Genomic DNA, 18,540 nt, shown 5'->3' with positions numbered 1-18,540 from the left:
CCATGTTCAATGACCTGAGTCGCCTCGGTAAATACCTCGGTCAGGCTGCGCGCCTGATGGTCGGCATGCCCGACTACGACAACTACGTCGAGCATATGCAAACCAAGCACCCGGACAAACCGGTGATGAGCTACGAGATGTTCTTTCGCGAACGTCAGGAAGCCCGTTACGGTGGCAAGGGTGGGCCGAAGTGCTGTTGATGCAACAGCCTGGCTGATGCAATCCCTGTGGGAGCGGGCTTGCTCGCGAAAGCGGTGTGTCATTCAACATTAATGTCGACTGACACGACCTCTTCGCGAGAAAGCCCGCTCCCACATTTGTTTTGTGTTGTTTCTTAACTTTGTGAAACAGGAGAACCCGTTTGTCCTCTCCCATTCCAGTAACAATCCTCAGTGGCTTTCTCGGCGCGGGAAAAACCACGCTGCTGCGCTATCTGCTCAAAGCCGAGCACGGCCTGAAAATCGCCGTGATCGAAAACGAATTCAGTGACGCCGGTATCGACACCCAACTGTTGGGCGATGAGCCGGTACAAGTGATGACGCTGTCCAACGGCTGCGTCTGCTGCACCATCCACACCGATTTGACCAAGGCGCTGTACCTGCTGCTCGAACGCCTGGACAGCGGCGAAATAGCCTTCGATCGCTTGGTGATCGAATGCACCGGTCTGGCCGATCCTGCCCCTGTAGCGCAAACCTTCTTCATCGACGAAGAGCTGCGCGAGCGCTACATCCTCGACGGCATCATCACCCTGGTCGACGCCAAGCATGCCGAACATCACCTGACCCAGACCATCGCCCAGGCGCAGATCGGCTTTGCCGACCGTTTGCTGGTGAGCAAACGGGATCTGGTGGACGAGCCTGCCTTCACCGCTCTCAGCGAGCGTCTGACCCGCATCAACCGCCGCGCGCCGATTCGCTTGGTCGAGCACGGCAAGATCGACCTGGCAGAACTGCTCGACGTGCGCGGTTTCAACCTCAATGCCGATCTCGGCGGTGGAGTGAGTCTGCGTCCAGTGAGCAAGGCGCCGTCCATCGACCGTATCTCCAGCCTGGTGTTGCGCACCGACAAGCCGCTGGATATCGATAAGCTCAGTGAGTTCATGAACGAACTGCTGGAAGACCATGGCAAGCAATTGCTGCGATACAAAGGTGTTTTGAACATCCTTGGCGAACCGCGGCGCATGGTGTTTCAGGGGGTCTTGAAGCTGTACGGATTCGACTGGGATACGGAATGGGCTGATGATGAAACACGCGAAAGCGTGATCGTGTTCATTGCCGATGATTTACCGGAAGAGAAGATTCGTGAGGGGTTTGCGCGGGTGGCGGCAGGCTGAAACGTTTGTAGGGTCAGTGTTGACACCATCGCGGGCAAGCCTGCTCCCACAAGGTCAGCGGCGAACCTGTGGGAGCGGGCTTGCCCGCGATGGCGATTTAACCGGCAACATAACAATCCGGGCTGGGGATATCACCGGAGTTCAGCAATATTCGTTCAAGATGATCCGAATGCCGGCTCATTAACATGATCGCCTTCGCAGCATCACTACGCTCTACCGCATCGACAATTGTCAGATGCTCCTGCCACGCGCAACAACTGCGCGTCTTCTCGCCAGATCGCGCAATCACCAATGAGGTCAGCGGCACCAGAGTGCCAAGAAAATGCGCCAACGGTGCGTTCCCCGCCATTTCGGCCAGTTGCAGATGAAATTCCCCTGACAATCGAATGGCCGGACCACGCGCCGTGCATTGGCGTTCGCTGTCGATCAAGGCGCGCAGGCGTTTCAGGTCCTGTGGGCGAGGTTGCTGGCAGGCCAACCGAACCAGCGTGATTTCGGTCAGTCGTCGGGCATGCAGCGTCTGCCGGGTCTGCTCGACATCGGGTGCGGCGACTCGGGGACGATGATTGGTCCGAAGGACAATGATCTGCTGATGAGACAACTGCGTCAGCACGCCACGAATGTCACTGCGTCGAGCGCTGAACATCTGCGCCAGGCTGTCTTCGGTAAAACGACTGGCTGCATGGATGCGCTGTTCGAGAATGGCATCGAAGATCCGTGAATAGAGATCATCCGCTGGCGGTTTCCCGGTGTCGGTTCGGGAGAAGGGCAGGGCAGTGAATATCTGTGGCGAGGCGAAGCTGTTCATGGCCTGTCTCCAGTTCGAAGAGGGGTTCAACTGCCGAGGTGGTCGTCCGGGATGTTCAATTCGATACCCATCCGCTGACCTTCCCGAAGGATGTGCCGACGCATCTCGGCGCTGGCTTGGGCGCTGTTCTTGCTGCGAATAGCTCGTACGACGGCTTCGTTTTCTTCAAGTCGTTCAGCCAGATGCTCCGGCGAATTGCGCAGCACGTCGGCGCTTTGCTTGAGGGCGTTGCTGGTCTGCTGCACCACGCTCTGGAAAATCGGGTTCGAGGTCAGGGCGAACAGCTCCTCGTGAAACGCGATGTAGGCGTTCACGCCGGCCTCGCTGTCATTGGCCTCAAGGGCTTCGCGCATGTCCATCAGGGTCAGACGCAGCTGCCCGACTTCCTTGCTGCTGATGGATTGCGCCACCAGACCAACGATGAACGGTTCGAGGGTGTAGCGCAGTTGCAGCACGTCTTCCAGGCTGGCCCCGGCAACCGCGCTGTCGTGGCTTTGGCTGTCGCTGAGATTGGCCTCCAGCACCACCACGCCTTTACCCGGCATGGAACGCACCAGCCCGAGGGTTTCCAGCACGATGACCGCTTCGCGCAGGCTCGGGCGGCTGATGCCCAGTTGTTCAGCCAGTTCACGCTGGCCCGGCAACATTTCGCCGGAGCGCCACTGACCGCGGGCCAGCGCGGCCCGAAGTTTTTCTACGACTGAATTGACGACGGTTGACGAGGTAATCACTGTTCGCTCCATGAGCATCCATAACGATTGATGACCGTGCCTGCCCTCGGGCAGGCACGGCGATTATTCAAAACTCCTGCTGGTGCGCCGGGGCAACCGGTTTTCTCGGCTGGAAGGTATAACCCTGCTGGCCGGACAGCACCTTGTTTGCCCGTTGGATATCGATGTCTTTTTCCCAGCGGGCGATGGCCACGGTGGCGACGCAGTTGCCGATCAGGTTGGTCAGCGCACGGCCGATGCCCATGAACCAGTCCACTGCCAATACAAGCACCAGGCCGACTACCGGAATCGCCGGGATCGCCGTCAGTGTCGCCGCGAGAATCACCAGCGCCGAACCGGGAATCCCGTGGGCACCTTTGGAGGTGATCAGCGACACCAGCAGAATCGTCAGCAGGTCAGTCATGGCCAGCGGCGTGCCGGTGGCATTGGCGATGAACACGATGGCCAGGGTCAGGTAGATCGAAAAACCATCAAGGTTGAACGAGTACCCGGTCGGAATCACCAGCCCGACCGTGGAGCTGCCGATGCCCAGATGCTCAAGCTTGCGCATGATTTGTGGCAGCACGGCGTCGGAAGAGGCGGTGCCCATGACGATCAGCAGTTCTTCGCGCAGGTACTTGAGCAACGGCCACATCTTCAGGCCCGAAAAGCGCATCACCAGGCCGAGAATCAATGTCACGAAGGCCACACAGGTCAGATAAAACAGGCCGACCAGGCTGCCCAAGTGCTGCAGCGAATCGAGGCCATATTTGCTGGTGGTGAAAGCGATGGCGCCGAACACGCCGATCGGCGCCAGGCGCACGATCATGCCCATGATGCGGAAGATCACGTGGCTCAGTTCATTGATCAACCGGGAAATACCCGACGCCGCTTCGCCCACCAGATTCAGCGCGCTGCCGAACAGCACCGAAAACAGCAGGACTTGCAGAATGTTGTTTTCCGCGAAGGCGCCGATCACCGAAGTCGGGATCAGGTTCATCAGGAACTGGGTGGTGGTTTGCATGTGCTGACCGCGCTGGGCGATGTCGCCAATGTCGGCGGCGGAGAGCTGGTCCAGATGAATGTTCGCGCCGCTGCCGATGCCGGTCGTGAAGGCAAACACCAGGCCGATCACCAAGGCGATGGTGGTCAGGATTTCGAAGTAGATCACCGATTTCAGGCCGATGCGTCCGACCTTCTTCAAGTCGCCGGCACCGCTGATGCCGCTGACCACTACGCAGAACACGATCAAGCCAATGAGCATCTTGATCAGTTTGATGAAACCGTCGCCGAGGGGTTTGAGTTGCGCGGAGTATTCAGGAAGGGCCAGCCCACAGACGATGCCGAGCACCAGTCCGAGAACCACTTGAAGGAAGATTGAACGCGAGCACCATCTGAGCATGGGAGGAATCCTGGTCGGTGTCCTGGCTGCCGTGCGCGATGCGCATCAGATTCAGGACTTAATTATTGTGGTCTTACCGGTATGTCCAGTGCAGGCGCAGTCTACGCTGGGTTTTTTTAGGATTACAAGTGGAAATAGAAAAATTGGCATGACCGGTCTGACCAGTTGAGCTGATCCCGTTGAAAATCAAAAGATCGCAGCCTTTATGGCGGACGAAAAAAAAACCGGCCATCACTGGCCGGTTTTTTCATTGCTGCGGTTTAGCGGGACAATTAAGCGCCGTATACCGGCAGCTTCTTGCAGATGGCCTTGACCTTCTCACGAACGGCGTCGATCACCGCTTCGTTGTTCAGGTCCGCCAGGATGTCGCAGATCCAGCCGGCCAGCTCTTTGCACTCAGCTTCCTTGAAGCCGCGAGTGGTCACAGCCGGAGTACCGAAACGCAGACCGGAGGTGACGAACGGGGAGCGTGGATCGTTCGGTACAGAGTTCTTGTTCACGGTGATGAACGCTTTGCCCAGTGCGGCGTCGGCGTCTTTACCGGAGATCTCCTGCTTGATCAGCGACAGCAGGAACAGGTGGTTCTGAGTACCGCCCGACACCACGTCGAAACCGCGCTCGATGAACACGCCGGCCATGGCCTGGGCGTTTTTCACCACTTGTTGTTGGTAGATCTTGAACTCAGGCTGCAGCGCTTCCTTGAAGCAGATCGCCTTGGCAGCGATCACGTGCTCCAGCGGGCCACCCTGGGCGCCCGGGAATACCGCGGAGTTCAGCTTCTTCTCGATGTCGGCGTTGGCGCGAGCCAGGATCAGGCCGCCACGTGGACCGCGCAGGGTCTTGTGCGTGGTGGTGGTCACGACGTCAGCGAATGGAACCGGGTTCGGGTAGACGCCAGCGGCGACCAGACCGGCCACGTGAGCCATGTCGACAAACAGGTAGGCACCGACTTTGTCAGCGATTTCGCGGAAACGCGGGAAGTCGAGGATCTGCGAGTAGGCAGAGAAACCGGCCACGATCATTTTTGGCTTGTGCTCAACCGCCAGACGCTCGACTTCGTCGTAGTCGATCAGGCCGTTGGCATCGATGCCGTACTGAACAGCGTTGTACAGCTTGCCGGAGGACGAAACGCTGGCACCGTGGGTCAAGTGACCGCCGTGGGCCAGGCTCATGCCCAGGATGGTGTCGCCCGCTTGCAGCAGGGCCAGGTAAACGGCGCTGTTGGCTTGGGAACCGGCGTGTGGCTGAACGTTGGCGTAATCGGCGCCGAACAGTTCTTTTGCTCGATCAATTGCAAGCTGCTCAACAATGTCGACGAACTCGCAACCACCGTAGTAGCGCTTGCCTGGGTAACCTTCGGCGTACTTGTTGGTCAGTACCGAGCCTTGAGCTTCCATCACCGCAGGGCTGGTGTAGTTTTCCGAAGCGATCAGCTCAATGTGTTCTTCCTGGCGCTGAGCTTCTTGCTCCATGGCGGCAAAAAGGTCGGCGTCGTACTTGGCAATAGTCAAATCACGGCTGAACATGGCGGTCCTCAAGGATCGGGGCAGAAAAGGGAGGCATTCTAACCCAATGGGTTTTAGATGGCATATGAAAGGACATCATGTCGCAGACAAGTGGGCTTCATGACCAGATATGCGGTGCCTGTACGGGCCTCATCGCAGGCAAGCCAGCTCCCACAAGAGTCGGTGTCAGCCAAAGATATCTGATTATCCGCAAATCCCTGTGGGAGCGGGCTTGCCCGCGATGAGGCCTGCAGCCTCACCACATAGCTTCAGTCAAACATGAACAACGCATCATTGCTGAACTGCGCCTCAAACCGACTCGCCGGCATTGGCCGGCCAAACAGATACCCCTGAACCTCATCGCAACCGTGCTCACGCAGGAAGTCGAGTTGCTCGTGGGTTTCCACGCCTTCGGCGATCACCGCCAGATTCAGGCTGTGGGCCATGGCGATGATCGCCCGGGCAATTTGCGCATCCTGTTCACCCGAGGGCAGGCCATCGACGAAGGTGCGGTCGATTTTCAGCACGTCGATCGGGAATTGCTTGAGGTAGTTGAGCGATGAATAACCGGTGCCGAAGTCATCGACCGCAATGCTCAGACCGAGGTTTTTCAACCCGGCGAGGATCTGCATCGCCTCGCTGACTTCGCGCATCAGGATACTTTCAGTCAACTCCAGCTCCAGGCACGCCGGCGGCAGGCCGGTTTCCTTGAGGATGGTGGCGATCCGCGTGCCGAGCTGCCCGTCGGAGAACTGCCGGGCCGAGATATTCACCGAGACCTTCGGCACCCGCACCTTGGCCTGGTGCCAGGCCTTGAGCTGACGGCAGGCTTCGCTGATCACCCAGTCACCGACATCCACCACCAGCCCGAGCTCTTCGAGCACCGGAATGAAATCTCCCGGCGGCACCAGGCCGCGTCGCGGGTGGCGCCAGCGCAGCAGGGCTTCGGCACCGGTCAGGCGTTTGCCGTCGCCGCTGAATTGCGGCTGGTAGTACAGCACGAATTCGTTTTGCTCCAGGGCATGACGCAAGTCGCTTTCCAGCTCCAGACGCTCCAGGGCGCTGGCGTTCATGTCGGCCTGATAGAACTGGAAGTTGTTCTTGCCGCGCTCCTTGGCGTGGTACATCGCGGTGTCGGCGTTCTTCATCAGCTGACTGAGTTCGCTGCCGTCCTGAGGGCTCAGGGCGATGCCGATACTGGCAGTGACAAAGAACTCGCGGCCTTCCAGCACGAACGGTTTCACCAGACTGGCGAGGATCTGTTCGGCCACATGAATCGCCCGGTTCAGCGCGATCTCCCGGTTGACCCTCGGTTGCAGCAGCAACGTGAACTCATCGCCGCCCATGCGCGCCACGGTGTCGTCATCGTCGACGCAACCGAGCAGGCGCGTGGCCATTTCCTTGAGCATGCGGTCGCCGGCGGCGTGGCCCAGGGAGTCGTTGATCGGTTTGAAACGGTCGAGGTCGAGGAACATCAACACCACCCAGGACTTCTGCCGCTCAGCCGATTGCAGCGCGGTGTGCAGACGATCCTGGAACAGCGTGCGGTTGGGAAGGTGGGTCAGGGCGTCGTAATAGGCGAGGCGGTGAATCCGTTGCTCACTGGCCTTGCGCTCGCTGATGTCGCTGAAGAAACACACGTAGCTGGCCAGATCGCCTTCATCGTCAAGCACCGCGGTAATCCCGACCCAGGCCGGGTAATGCTCGCCATTGCGTCGCTTGAGCCAGACTTCGCCTTCCCAAGTGCTGTGTTGATGCAATTGCTTGAGCACATAGCGCAGATGGGCTTCCTGCTGCTCGTCGACGGTGAGCATGTTCGGCAACTGGTCGAGGACCTGGGCCACCGCATAGCCGCTGACGCGACTGAAAGCCTCGTTGGCCTGGACGATGTAGCCCGCCGGGTCAGTGATCAGAATCGCCGAGGTCGAGTGCTCGAATACCGTAGCCGCCATGCGCAGGTCTTTCTCGGCTCGACGTTGCTGGCTGATGTCGCGGCCGACCCCGAGCACACCTTCGAAGGCGCCGTGTTCGTCCCAGACCAGCACCAGACGCAACTCGATAGGGATCTTGCGTCCGTCGGCCCGCAGGCAGTCGAACAGAAACAGCTGGGTCTGCACCTGACTGCGCAGCAGCGCCAGTTGTTCGGGTTTATCCAGCGCTTTGCTGACCCGGTCCATCAGGCTGTAGATGCCGGTCAGTTGTTGCGGGTTGGCGATGGTCGATTGCCAGCCGTTCTGGAATATCCAGTCGGCGTCGAAGCCCAGCACGGCTTGCACCGAGGGGCTGACGTAGTTGAGCGCCATCTTGCTGTCGGTGGAGAAAATCACGTCGCTGATGCTTTCGGCGAGCATCCGGTAGCGCTGCTCACTGTCGCGCAGGGACTCGCTGGCTTCGATCTGCTCGGTGATGTCCTTGGCCACGCCGATGATGCGCGTGACCTGATCGTGTTTGTCCCGTGCCAGGGCCTGTTCGCGAATGTCGAAGCGCCGCCATTTACCATCGCGATGGCGGAAACGCAGCTGGCATTGCATCAGTTGGGTGTAACCCGCGTGACGTTGGGACTGGCGTGATCGGTGGTAGTAGTCGGCATCCTCGGGGTTCAAGAGGATTTCCCAGAAATACTCGCCCATCTGGTGCAGTTCGGTGCGGTTGTAACCCAGTGTTTGCCCCAGGTGATGGTTGCTGAAGATCATCCGCTGGCTGACCACATCCTGCACATACAGATGATCCGGTACGGTGCGCACCACGTCGGACCAGAACCCTTCACGCTCCAGCAGCGACAATTCGACGAGCTTGCGACTGGTGATGTCGCTGATGCTCAAGATCACGGCCTTGTAGTCGGCCTGATCTTCCGGCAGACGCAGCACCAGCCACAAATGTTGGTCGCGGCCATTGGCGTCCTGGAGTTTGATTTCCAGCTCAAGCTGTTTCTGTTGATGGAGCACTGCTTCGAGCACTTGATTGCCGACGGCCGTGCAGTCCAATGGGCAGCCGTCGATCAGCAGTTTCCAGGCTTGATCGCAGGAATTGACGTTGAGCAATTGCAGGGCGACCTGGTTGACCTCGGTGATGCGCAGTTCCTGCAGCAGTTGCTGGCGTTGCTCCGGTGTCTCGAGCCAGGCCTTCAACTGCTCGCTGCTGCTGAGTTGAGCCTTGTCGAAAAAACTTTTGAGCCCGGACAGGTCGAGCACGCACAGCGCAACGCCGGTGCCTTCGAAAATGTCCTGATAGCGTCGACGGCCCTCATGCAATTGGCGTTGACGGCGACGAATGTTCAGCAGAGCGATGAACGGCAACAAGGAGAGGGCCAGACCCAGCAAGCATTTGCCGATGAACGCCGGCAACAATTGTTCGATCACCCGTTGCCGGTCGAACAGCCCGCGCAGTTGCCAATCGCTGCTGCTCAGGGGGACTGTCAGCACGCTGTTGGCCAGTTCGTCTGCTGTCAGCACGGCTGGTTTGGCCGAGGGCTGGGCGTCATCGCGGCTGATGATTTGATGATTGATGCGGTTCTCCACCAGCCACTGGGGGCGGATGCCGACCTCGCCCTGTTTGGTCAGTGAGGAGAAAAACGTTGGCGTCAGGCGCAGGACCCAATAGCCGCGGCTGCTGCCGCTGGCCTGATGCAGGAGCAGGTGCACCACCGAACCGTCATCGGCATTGCTGAAATAGTGGGCCTGGGCACGGCTGCGCTGCACCAGTTCGCTCAGGTAATGGGCGTCCGGGCTGTCGGCGGCACTGTCGCTGAGGATTTTTCCGGAGGGACTGAGCAGCGCCAGGCTGCGCAGATCGGGCAGCGATTGCCGCAGTTTGCGCAGCAACGCCTGCTGTTCGTCGGGGCTTTGTGGTTGTTCGATGATCGGTAGCAGATTAAGGGCGATCTGGGCATTGAGTGCCATGTTGAGGCTGACTTGCGAAGCCAGATCGGCGGAGTAGTCGATGGTGTATTGGCGCTGGTTTTTCTGGGTTTCGCGAAGCTGATCCAGCAGCTGCCAGAACAGCAGTGCGAGCAGCAACAGTACAAGGGTCGCCAGCGCGCCCTTCAAGGTCCCGCGCAGGGGCGAGCCGGTCGCAGGATTGAGTGCGCTCACGGACGATGGCGGAGAGACATTAGACAAACTGTAATCCTGCGGTTTGGCTGGACTGGCGCGACGTGCACTATAAGCCGGACGCCCGAAGCGCGGCTAGCATGCCTTGAGTTGTGGCTAAGTGCCAGTCCCGCTCGGCTGGACTGCCTCCTGTCAATAAGGTAGCTTTGCCGGTTACGCGGGAGCGTTCCAGCTCCTAGAATCAGGTTTTTTTCAGCGCGCACGCTTTGATACCCATCAAACGAACGACGCGCATGGCCTGGCCGGGCATCGCCTGCGCTCCAATCATTCATCAGTCACTGACCCAAGGTTCTCCATGGCTCAATACGTCTTCACCATGCATCGGCTGGGCAAAGTTGTTCCGCCGAAGCGGGAAATCCTGAAAAACATTTCGCTGTCGTTCTTCCCTGGCGCCAAAATCGGCGTACTCGGTCTCAACGGTTCGGGTAAGTCCACGCTGCTGAAAATCATGGCTGGCGTCGATACCGAGTTCGACGGTGAAGCCCGTCCGATGCCGGACCTGAACATTGGCTACCTGCCGCAAGAACCGATCCTGGATCCGACCAAAACCGTTCGTGAAGTGGTCGAGGAAGCGGTCAGCGTGATCAAGGACGCTCAGGCGCGCCTGGACGAGGTTTACGCGGCCTACGCTGAACCGGATGCAGACTTCGACAAGCTGGCCGCCGAACAGGCCAAGCTTGAATCCATCCTGCAAGCCAGCGACGGTCACAATCTGGATCGCCAACTGGAAGTCGCCGCCGATGCGCTGCGTCTGCCAGCGTGGGATGCCAAGGTCGAATTCCTGTCCGGTGGTGAAAAGCGTCGTGTGGCCCTGTGCCGCCTGCTGCTGTCTGCACCAGACATGCTGCTGCTCGACGAACCAACCAACCACCTGGACGCCGATTCTGTCGCCTGGCTGGAGCACTTCCTGCACGATTTCCCGGGCACCGTGGTTGCGATCACGCACGACCGTTACTTCCTGGACAACGTCGCCGGCTGGATCCTCGAGCTCGACCGCGGCGCCGGTATCCCGTACGAGGGCAACTATTCGGGTTGGCTCGAAGCCAAGTCCGATCGTCTGGCGGCCGAATCCAAGCAGCAATCGGCTCACGAAAAGGCCATGAAGGAAGAGCTGGAGTGGGTGCGCAAAGGCGCCAAGGCCCGCCAGTCCAAATCCAAGGCTCGTCTGCAACGCTTCGAAGAAATGCAATCGCAGGAATTCCAGAAGCGCAGCGAAACCAACGAGATCTACATCCCGGCCGGTCCGCGCCTGGGTGATAAGGTCATCGAGTTCAAGAACGTCAGCAAGGGCTACGGCGATCGCGTGTTGATCGACAACCTGTCGTTCTCCATGCCTAAAGGCGCCATTGTTGGCGTGATCGGCGGTAACGGTGCCGGTAAATCGACCCTGTTCCGCATGCTGATGGGCAAGGAAACACCGGATTCGGGTTCCATCGAAGTCGGCGAAACCGTGCAACTGGCGTGCGTCGATCAGAGCCGTGAAGACCTGGATGGCAGCAAGACTGTGTTCCAGCAGATCTCCGACGGTTCCGATCAGATTCGCATCGGCAACTACGAGATCCCGTCGCGCACCTACGTTGGTCGCTTCAACTTCAAGGGCGGCGATCAGCAGAAGTTCGTCAAGGACCTGTCTGGTGGTGAGCGTGGTCGCTTGCACCTGGCCCTGACCCTGAAAGAGGGCGGCAACGTCCTGCTGCTCGACGAACCTTCCAACGACCTCGACGTTGAAACCCTGCGTTCCCTGGAAGAAGCCTTGCTGGACTTCCCGGGCGCCGCCATTGTGATCTCTCACGATCGGTGGTTCCTTGACCGCGTCGCGACTCACATCCTGGCGTACGAAGACGACTCGCAAGCGGTGTTCTTCGAAGGCAACTACACCGAGTACGAAGCCGATCGCAAGAAACGCCTCGGCGAAGCGGCTTCCCAGCCGCACCGCGTACGGCACAAGAAACTGGCCTGATTTCAGGTTGGCAGGATAAAAAAACGGAGCCTTCGGGGCTCCGTTTTTTGTTTTTCTGTAGGAGCTGTCGAGTGAAACGAGGCTGCGATCTTTTGATCTTCCGCTTGGGATTGGAGCGGGCCTGAAAAGATCGCAGCCTCGTTTCACTCGACAGCTCCTACAGGCGAGATCGCGACGTCATCGAACTTACCCGGCCTCTATTGCCAACACCTCAATCACCAAATCCCCCGCCGGTCGCTTCCACAACACTTCATCGCCCACCTGCGCCCCGAGCAACGCCCGCCCCAGCGGCGAGCTCCAATTGATCAAGCCATGGGCGGCATCCGCCTGGTCTTCTCCGACCAATTGCACGCGTTGCTCATGATCGTGTTCGTCGGCAAAGGTCACCCAGTTGCCGATCTGCACTTTATCGGCCGAGGAGGCCTGTGCGACCACTTGGGCGCTTTGCAAGCGCTGCTTGAAGTAGCGCCAGTCGCGATCGAGGTCAGCCTGGCGCTGCTTGTCGGCCAGCTCGCCTTTGGCGCTTTCCTCATCAAGCAGTTTTTGCAGTTCGGCGACTTTCGCCTGAAGCTGCGCCAGGCCCACTGGCGTGACGTAATTGGGCTGCGCGCTGACCTGCCGTTCGACTGGCTGATCGGCTTGCGCGGCGGCGTTATCTTCATTGACGAAGGCGCGACTCATGCTGTTCTCCCGTTATAGGGTTTGGGCCATGGTCGCAGGCTTTAAGTTTCGACGAATGTCTGTAAACGACTTATTGCGAGCGATAGGCTCGCGCGGCGTCCCTGTCTTTCTCTTGTTGCCAGGCCCGTTCGCGCTCGTCCCAATGGCGGTCCTTGTACTCGTTACGATCCTCGTTTTCACGCATGGCCTGGCACTGACGGAAGCCATCAGTCCAGCCTTCGGCGTATTGCTTGTCCTTGAGGTAACGCGGGACATTTTTGCGAAACTCGCCGGTGATCGCCCCGGCGGCTTGCCGGCCACTGATGCAACCGTCATCGAAGCCATCAGCGAACGCCGGCGGATAGCCCTTGGCGATCAGATCCTCGTGGGTCGACTGGCACCCCGTGATCACTACCAACAACCCCAACACACCCACGCAACGCCACATCTCGGACTCCTGGACCGTTCAACGGCCTATAAGGGAAGTCTAGAAGCGGATTTGTCAGCTGGGAGTGAAAGAAAGATCAAAAGATCGCAGCCTTCGGCAGCTCCTACAAAAGCGCGGTTATATGCGGTCCTGTAGGAGCTGCCGAAGGCTGCGATCTTTTGCGGTTAAGCAACGATCAATAGTGATACCACTTCACCTCAAGCATCACTTCGTTTTCGGGCGAAGCCAGGTGGCTGAATTCACGCTGGGCACTCAGGCGCACCCCCAGATTGCGCGACAATTCCCATTGCTGATTCAGGCTCACACTCCGGCGCACCTCGCCATTGGTGAAGTAATCGCCCTTGGCTTCCAGGCTGAAGTTACCCAGCGGGTTTTTCCACAGCAGGCCGCTGTTGAAGCCCGCCGCCGGAGCGATGAAGCCCGCGAAGTCATTGTTATGCTCCACACGCACGGTGCCCAAGGCGAAACCGAGCATGTCGTCACCCAGTTGCCAGGTTCCACCGCCACCGCCGTTGACATGGCTGACCAGGGTTTCGTCATCATGCTTGCCCGGTACGCGCTCCAGGCCGCCGGTGACTTGCCATGACAGCGGCTGCAACAATTCATTGCGAGGCGTCAGCGAGCGGATAGTCGCCAGATCCAGTTGCTGCAACTGCCAGTCATTGCCTTCGTATTGGCGCAGCTTCATCTGCAGAATTTCGATCTGCGCACCGAGGGGGAAGCTTTCCATGTTGTCATTCAGATCGTGATAGGCCATCCGCAGGCCATATTCGCCGAATGCGCGATCGCCCCGGGTGCCGATGCCGGCTTGCCAGGTGCGGGATTCGTGACCGTCCTCGGGCAAGCCAGGTTGCGGAATTTCCAGCTCCGGGGGCGGGTTTTGATTGATTGCGCGTAGCAATTCGAAACTGCGTTGAGCCCGTTGCGGGTCACGCTCCTGACCATTGGCACGATAACGCTCCAGACGATAAGCCGCATCGATGATCAACGCCTGACGGTCGCGAGGTAGAGCCTTGAACGCCGGGGTCTGTAATTGCTTCTGATCGGCGCTGACTTTCAGCACCCACTCCTGCTCTTCGGAGGTTAATGGCTCGGCACGGCTTAGCAGTTCACGCTCACGGGACGGGCGATACTCGATCGATTCCACCAGCCCGGCTTCTTTCACCGCTTTGACCGTGTCGGTAGGGATTGCGGTCAACGGGAATTGCTCGGTCAAATGCAGGCTCGGCCGCGCTACTTGCAGCAGTTCAAGCAGGCGGTAGGAGCAGTTTTCGTCGAAGAAGAAGTAGTCGAACTGGATCTGCTTGAGTTCCCAGACGTGCTCGACCATGCGCTCGGTTTCCTGCTGGGTCAGGTTCAGGCGGTATTCCCACAGGTCGCGGTTCTCGAGGCTGCGGTATTCCGAGAGTTTTTCCTGATACGGCACCAGCGCAAACAGCCCTGGATAGCCGCCCATCAAACCTTTCCAGGCGTACAGAATGCTGTTGTCCGAACCTTCGATGTAGGCGCCGAAGTTGATCGCGTAACTGAGCAGCGACGTCTTGTCGCTCTGCACATTGGCCTGATCGATACGCAGCAAGGTGTGGCCAAACATCGACGATGGGCTGTTCAGGTAGGCCGCCGGGAAAATCATCACCGCGCTGTGGGGCGAAACATCCTTGAACCATTGCTTGAACTCAGCACAGTCAGGTGTTGGCAGACCGTTCAGCTCAAGTTGCGCCTTGAGCCAGCGGGTGCGGGCCGGATAGACGCATTGTGCATGCTGCTCGCCGGCACTGGCCGGGGCATACAGTGCCTGCACGGTCGCCGCCAGTTCGCGGTCGGGGTGTTCGTTGCCATCGGGGGCGAGAAAGAATTTCTTGTCGCTGACATAGCTACGCCAGCCACCGAGCTTGGCGGTTTCGTAATGCCCCAGGGAAATCCAGAAGGGGTCGTTGGCCAGTTGCTGCAAACGTTGATTGTCGATATGTGGCGCGGCGGACAGCGGGGCGCAGACACAGAGCGCCAGCCAGGCAAGGCGTTTGAACATAGTGAGCAACTTAAGCCGAAAGAAACAAAGACCCGAAGGGGCAGGCCAAAAGGGCCAGGTTCAAAAAATAAAACCCGCTCCCCAAAGAGAGCGGGCCGGTCGAGCTTAAGCTTGAGTAGCGTACTTGGCCAGACGAGGGTCGCTTTTCAGCACGGCCAGGGTGTTGGTATGCACGTCATCAGCGGTCACGTCAGCTTTGCTGAAGATCTGCTGGAAGTGCTGATGAGTCACAGCGGCGAAGTGCGCACGGTCTTCCGGCGCCACGCCCAGTACCACGGCGTAAGTGGTCAGCGCTTCGCCCTGACCTTTAGCCATGTCTTCGGACAGCTCGTTCATCATGCCATTCATGGCGATCCAGGATTTGCCGCCATAGGTCAGCGACGCGTTGGTCGAGCAACCGTTGGTGCCGGAGGTCATACCGAACGTTGCGTTACCGGAAGTGCCGTTGGTGGTGGATGCCAGGAAGTGTGCCGGGGTGCCACGCTGACCTTCGAACAGCATGTTGCCCCAACCGCAGTCCGGACCGCCTGGCGCCTGTGCCATGGCGTTGAGGGATACAGCGGTGAAGAGAGTACCGAGAAGAATCCGTTTCATAGCTATGTTCTCTTTGTGTGCATACCAATGGACAGGGTGCTGGCCCCTAATGGTGCCAGTGGGCCGGTTATTCGTTCCAGCCGCGCAGTTTGGAGTTTAGGCACGTTCCGGGGGTTCCGTTACTTTTTGCGAAACATTCGTTGAAAACATTGATTTTGAGCTGCTCGGCCCGGGGTTGGCGCTTTGTCTAAGCGCGCGCCTTGCCAGTGAGGTACAGGCAGCGCCAGAATGCCGCTATCTGCCCCGCCTGATGTAAGGAAGCCCGATGCCTGATCCTGTTGCTGCCAGCTTGCGTCTAGCGCCTGAAGCGCTGACCCGTCCGTTTTCCGCTGAACAGTTCAGCTTCTCTACCACCAATGATCTGGAGCCCTTCCGCGGTGTGCTTGGCCAGGAACGCGCGGTCGAAGCCTTGCAGTTCGGTGTGGCCATGCCACGCCCCGGTTACAACGTATTTGTCATGGGTGAGCCCGGCACCGGCCGGTTTTCGTTCGTCAAACGCTACCTCAAGGCCGAAGGCAAACGCCTGCAGACCCCGGCGGACTGGGTCTACGTCAATAATTTCGATGAACCGCGCGAGCCTCGTGCGTTGGAGTTGCCGTCGGGCACCGCCGGTGCTTTCATCGGTGATATCAACGGCTTGATCGACAACCTGCTGGCGACCTTTCCGGCCGTGTTCGAGCACCCGTCCTATCAGCAGAAGAAAAGCGCCATCGACCGCGCTTTCAACCAGCGATATGACCGTGCACTGGATGTGATCGAGCGTCTGGCGCTGGAGAAAGAGGTCGCGCTCTACCGCGACAGCAGCAACATCGCTTTCACGCCGATGAGTGAAGGCAAGGCCCTGGATGAGGCTGAGTTCGCCCAGTTGCCGGAAGCCGAGCGCGAACGCTTTCATGACGACATTTCCGGGCTGGAAGAGCGGCTGAACGAAGAACTCGCCAGCCTGCCGCAATGGAAGCGCGAGTCGAGCAATCAACTGCGTCAGCTCAACGAAGAAACCATCACCCTGGCCTTGCAGCCATTGCTCGCGCCGCTGTCGGAAAAGTACGCGGAAAACGCAGGCGTTTGCGGTTACCTGCAAGCGATGCAGGTTTACCTGCTCAAGACGGTGGTCGAGCAACTGGTGGACGACGGCAAGACCGACGCCATCGCCCGTAAAATGCTCGAAGAGCAATACGCCCCGAGTCTGGTGGTCGGTCATCCGGCCAACGGCGGCGCGCCCGTGGTGTTCGAGCCGCACCCGACCTACGACAACCTGTTCGGCCGCATCGAATACAGCACCGATCAGGGCGCGCTCTACACCACCTATCGACAGCTGCGACCGGGTGCGTTGCACCGGGCCAACGGCGGTTTCCTGATCCTCGAGGCGGAAAAAATGCTCAGTGAGCCGTTCGTGTGGGATGCGCTCAAGCGCGCCTTGCAATCGCGCAAGCTGAAAATGGAATCGCCGCTGGGTGAGTTGGGCCGTCTGGCCACCGTGACGCTGTCACCGCAACACATTCCGTTGCAGGTCAAAGTCGTCATCATCGGTGCCCGGCAGCTCTACTACACGTTGCAAGACCTCGATCCGGACTTCCAGGAGATGTTCCGTGTCCTGGTGGATTTCGACGAAGACATCCCGATGGTCGACGAGAGTCTGGAGCAGTTCGCCCAGTTGCTCAAAACCCGTACGTCCGAGGAAGGCATGGCGCCGCTGACCGCCGATGCGGTGGCGCGTCTGGCGACTTACAGCGCGCGTCTGGCAGAACATCAGGGGCGTCTGTCGGCGCGGATCGGCGATTTGTTCCAACTGGTCAGCGAGGCGGATTTCATTCGCGATCTGGCGGGTGACGACATGACCGACGCCGGGCACATCGAGCGTGCACTCAAGGCCAAGGCGACCCGCACCGGGCGCGTTTCGGCACGGATTCTCGATGACATGCTGGCCGGGATCATTCTGATCGACACCGATGGCGCAGCTGTCGGCAAGTGCAACGGGCTGACGGTATTGGAAGTCGGTGATTCGGCCTTCGGGATACCGGCGCGGATTTCCGCCACGGTTTATCCAGGTGGTAGCGGCATCGTCGACATCGAGCGCGAGGTCAACCTCGGCCAGCCGATCCACTCCAAAGGCGTGATGATCCTCACCGGGTATCTGGGCAGCCGTTATGCCCAGGAATTCCCGCTGGCGATTTCCGCGAGCATCGCCCTGGAGCAGTCCTACGGTTATGTCGACGGCGACAGCGCGTCTCTGGGTGAGGCGTGCACGCTGATCTCGGCCTTGTCGAAAACCCCGCTCAAGCAGTGCTTTGCGATTACCGGTTCGATCAATCAGTTCGGTGAAGTGCAGGCGGTGGGTGGGGTCAACGAGAAGATCGAAGGTTTCTTCCGACTCTGCGAAGCCCGTGGTCTGACGGGGGAGCAAGGGGCGATCATTCCTCAGGCCAACGTCGCCACGCTAATGCTCGACGAGAAGGTACTGGCGGCGGTGCGGGCAGGGCAGTTCCATGTCTACGCAGTGCGCCAGGCCGACGAGGCCCTGAGCCTGTTGGTCGGCGAGCCGGCCGGTGCGCCGAATGAGAATGGCGAATTCCCTGAAGGCAGCATCAATGCGCGGGTAGTGGAACGCTTGCGGGTGATCGCGGAAATGATCAGCGAGGAAGATCTCAAGGAAGCCGAAAAGGAGTTGGCGCAGGAAGCAATGCTGGAAATCAAGCCGGCCTGACGCCCCCCATGTGGGAGCGGGCTTGCTCGCGAAGACTGACTAACATTCAACATTCATGTCGACTGTTATGCCGCCTTCGCGAGCAAGCCCGCTTCCACAGGGTTTGTGTTCAATGCAAAATAAAAAAAGCGCCGTCAAAATGGCGTCAATATTCACACAGTGACCACTCGGCACCTTCTGGTCTTGGTTCGCGTGCGAACCAGACTTTTCTTCTATTATCTGCTCAAGGATATCGACAGTAATCACTGGATCGAGACAGCCTTCCCGTGGAGGCTGAA

13 protein-coding genes are annotated in these 18,540 nt (G+C 59.1%); 4 read left to right on the top strand and 9 right to left on the bottom strand.

Features of this window, described 5'->3' with window-relative positions:
• Positions 1-2 precede the first annotated feature (2 nt).
• Both KGB18_RS26280 and yjiA read left to right on the top strand, forming a co-directional pair.
• Entirely contained in the window at positions 3-200 is a 198-nt protein-coding gene (locus KGB18_RS26280) for a YbdD/YjiX family protein (protein ID WP_007895266.1), read from the top strand.
• A gap of 161 nt (positions 201-361) precedes the next feature.
• A complete protein-coding gene (gene yjiA / locus KGB18_RS26275) occupies positions 362-1,333 on the top strand; it encodes a GTPase (RefSeq protein WP_123721381.1) in 972 nt (323 codons plus the stop codon).
• A 97-nt stretch (positions 1,334-1,430) separates the two neighbouring features.
• On the opposite strand, the gene KGB18_RS26270 is transcribed toward yjiA, so the two are convergent.
• The 5 genes from KGB18_RS26270 to KGB18_RS26250 form a co-directional block, all read right to left on the bottom strand.
• On the bottom strand, positions 1,431-2,141 hold the full coding sequence (locus KGB18_RS26270) for a GntR family transcriptional regulator (RefSeq protein ID WP_123721382.1): 711 nt from the start codon (positions 2,139-2,141) through the stop codon (positions 1,431-1,433).
• A gap of 26 nt (positions 2,142-2,167) precedes the next feature.
• A complete protein-coding gene (locus KGB18_RS26265) occupies positions 2,168-2,872 on the bottom strand; it encodes a FadR/GntR family transcriptional regulator (RefSeq protein WP_048396477.1) in 705 nt (234 codons plus the stop codon).
• A gap of 67 nt (positions 2,873-2,939) precedes the next feature.
• Positions 2,940-4,253, bottom strand: coding sequence for a C4-dicarboxylate transporter DctA (locus tag KGB18_RS26260; protein WP_123721383.1), 1,314 nt, complete (start codon positions 4,251-4,253; stop codon positions 2,940-2,942).
• Between the two features lie 272 nt (positions 4,254-4,525).
• On the bottom strand, positions 4,526-5,779 hold the full coding sequence (glyA, locus tag KGB18_RS26255) for a serine hydroxymethyltransferase (RefSeq protein WP_123721384.1): 1,254 nt from the start codon (positions 5,777-5,779) through the stop codon (positions 4,526-4,528).
• Positions 5,780-6,027: 248 nt separating this feature from the next.
• Positions 6,028-9,876 carry a bifunctional diguanylate cyclase/phosphodiesterase gene (locus KGB18_RS26250; protein ID WP_123721385.1) on the bottom strand — a complete coding sequence of 1,283 codons (3,849 nt, stop codon included), beginning with the start codon at positions 9,874-9,876 and terminating at the stop codon, positions 6,028-6,030.
• Positions 9,877-10,162: 286 nt separating this feature from the next.
• On the opposite strand from KGB18_RS26250, the gene ettA reads away from it, so the two are divergent.
• A complete protein-coding gene (gene ettA, locus KGB18_RS26245; protein ID WP_123721386.1) occupies positions 10,163-11,827 on the top strand; it encodes an energy-dependent translational throttle protein EttA in 1,665 nt (554 codons plus the stop codon).
• A gap of 186 nt (positions 11,828-12,013) precedes the next feature.
• On the opposite strand, the gene KGB18_RS26240 is transcribed toward ettA, so the two are convergent.
• The 4 genes from KGB18_RS26240 to KGB18_RS26225 all read right to left on the bottom strand — a co-directional run bounded on the left by KGB18_RS26240 (position 12,014) and on the right by KGB18_RS26225 (position 15,558).
• Positions 12,014-12,508 (bottom strand): GreA/GreB family elongation factor, encoded by a 495-nt coding sequence (locus tag KGB18_RS26240; protein ID WP_123721387.1) that lies wholly within the window; start codon positions 12,506-12,508, stop codon positions 12,014-12,016.
• 70 nt (positions 12,509-12,578) lie between these two features.
• Positions 12,579-12,935, bottom strand: a complete 357-nt coding sequence (locus KGB18_RS26235) for a hypothetical protein (protein ID WP_008008678.1) — start codon at positions 12,933-12,935, stop codon at positions 12,579-12,581.
• Positions 12,936-13,110: 175 nt separating this feature from the next.
• Positions 13,111-14,964, bottom strand: a complete 1,854-nt coding sequence (locus tag KGB18_RS26230; protein ID WP_223570727.1) for a DUF4105 domain-containing protein — start codon at positions 14,962-14,964, stop codon at positions 13,111-13,113.
• Between the two features lie 105 nt (positions 14,965-15,069).
• Entirely contained in the window at positions 15,070-15,558 is a 489-nt protein-coding gene (locus KGB18_RS26225) for a DUF3015 domain-containing protein (RefSeq protein ID WP_052963614.1), read from the bottom strand.
• A 265-nt stretch (positions 15,559-15,823) separates the two neighbouring features.
• On the opposite strand from KGB18_RS26225, the gene KGB18_RS26220 reads away from it, so the two are divergent.
• Positions 15,824-18,262, top strand: coding sequence for a Lon protease family protein (locus tag KGB18_RS26220; protein WP_201062107.1), 2,439 nt, complete (start codon positions 15,824-15,826; stop codon positions 18,260-18,262).
• Positions 18,263-18,540 lie beyond the last annotated feature (278 nt).

The sequence above is a fragment of the Pseudomonas sp. BF-R-26 genome, assembly GCF_019947395.1.
Classification (GTDB): domain Bacteria; phylum Pseudomonadota; class Gammaproteobacteria; order Pseudomonadales; family Pseudomonadaceae; genus Aquipseudomonas; species Aquipseudomonas farris.
Note: the sequence above shows the minus strand (reverse complement) of the source record. Positions and strands in the feature narration are given on the sequence as shown.

Excerpts from the sequence above, each read along its gene's own strand:
- KGB18_RS26220 (WP_201062107.1), top strand. The coding sequence starts at position 15,824 with ATGCCTGATCCTGTTGCTGCCAGCTTGCGTCTAGCGCCTGAAGCGCTG.
- KGB18_RS26280 (WP_007895266.1), top strand. The coding sequence starts at position 3 with ATGTTCAATGACCTGAGTCGCCTCGGTAAATACCTCGGTCAGGCTGCG.
- ettA (WP_123721386.1), top strand. The coding sequence starts at position 10,163 with ATGGCTCAATACGTCTTCACCATGCATCGGCTGGGCAAAGTTGTTCCG.
- KGB18_RS26230 (WP_223570727.1), bottom strand. The coding sequence starts at position 14,964 with ATGTTCAAACGCCTTGCCTGGCTGGCGCTCTGTGTCTGCGCCCCGCTG.
- glyA (WP_123721384.1), bottom strand. The coding sequence starts at position 5,779 with ATGTTCAGCCGTGATTTGACTATTGCCAAGTACGACGCCGACCTTTTT.
- KGB18_RS26260 (WP_123721383.1), bottom strand. The coding sequence starts at position 4,253 with ATGCTCAGATGGTGCTCGCGTTCAATCTTCCTTCAAGTGGTTCTCGGA.
- KGB18_RS26235 (WP_008008678.1), bottom strand. The coding sequence starts at position 12,935 with ATGTGGCGTTGCGTGGGTGTGTTGGGGTTGTTGGTAGTGATCACGGGG.
- KGB18_RS26270 (WP_123721382.1), bottom strand. The coding sequence starts at position 2,141 with ATGAACAGCTTCGCCTCGCCACAGATATTCACTGCCCTGCCCTTCTCC.
- KGB18_RS26225 (WP_052963614.1), bottom strand. The coding sequence starts at position 15,558 with ATGAAACGGATTCTTCTCGGTACTCTCTTCACCGCTGTATCCCTCAAC.
- KGB18_RS26240 (WP_123721387.1), bottom strand. The coding sequence starts at position 12,508 with ATGAGTCGCGCCTTCGTCAATGAAGATAACGCCGCCGCGCAAGCCGAT.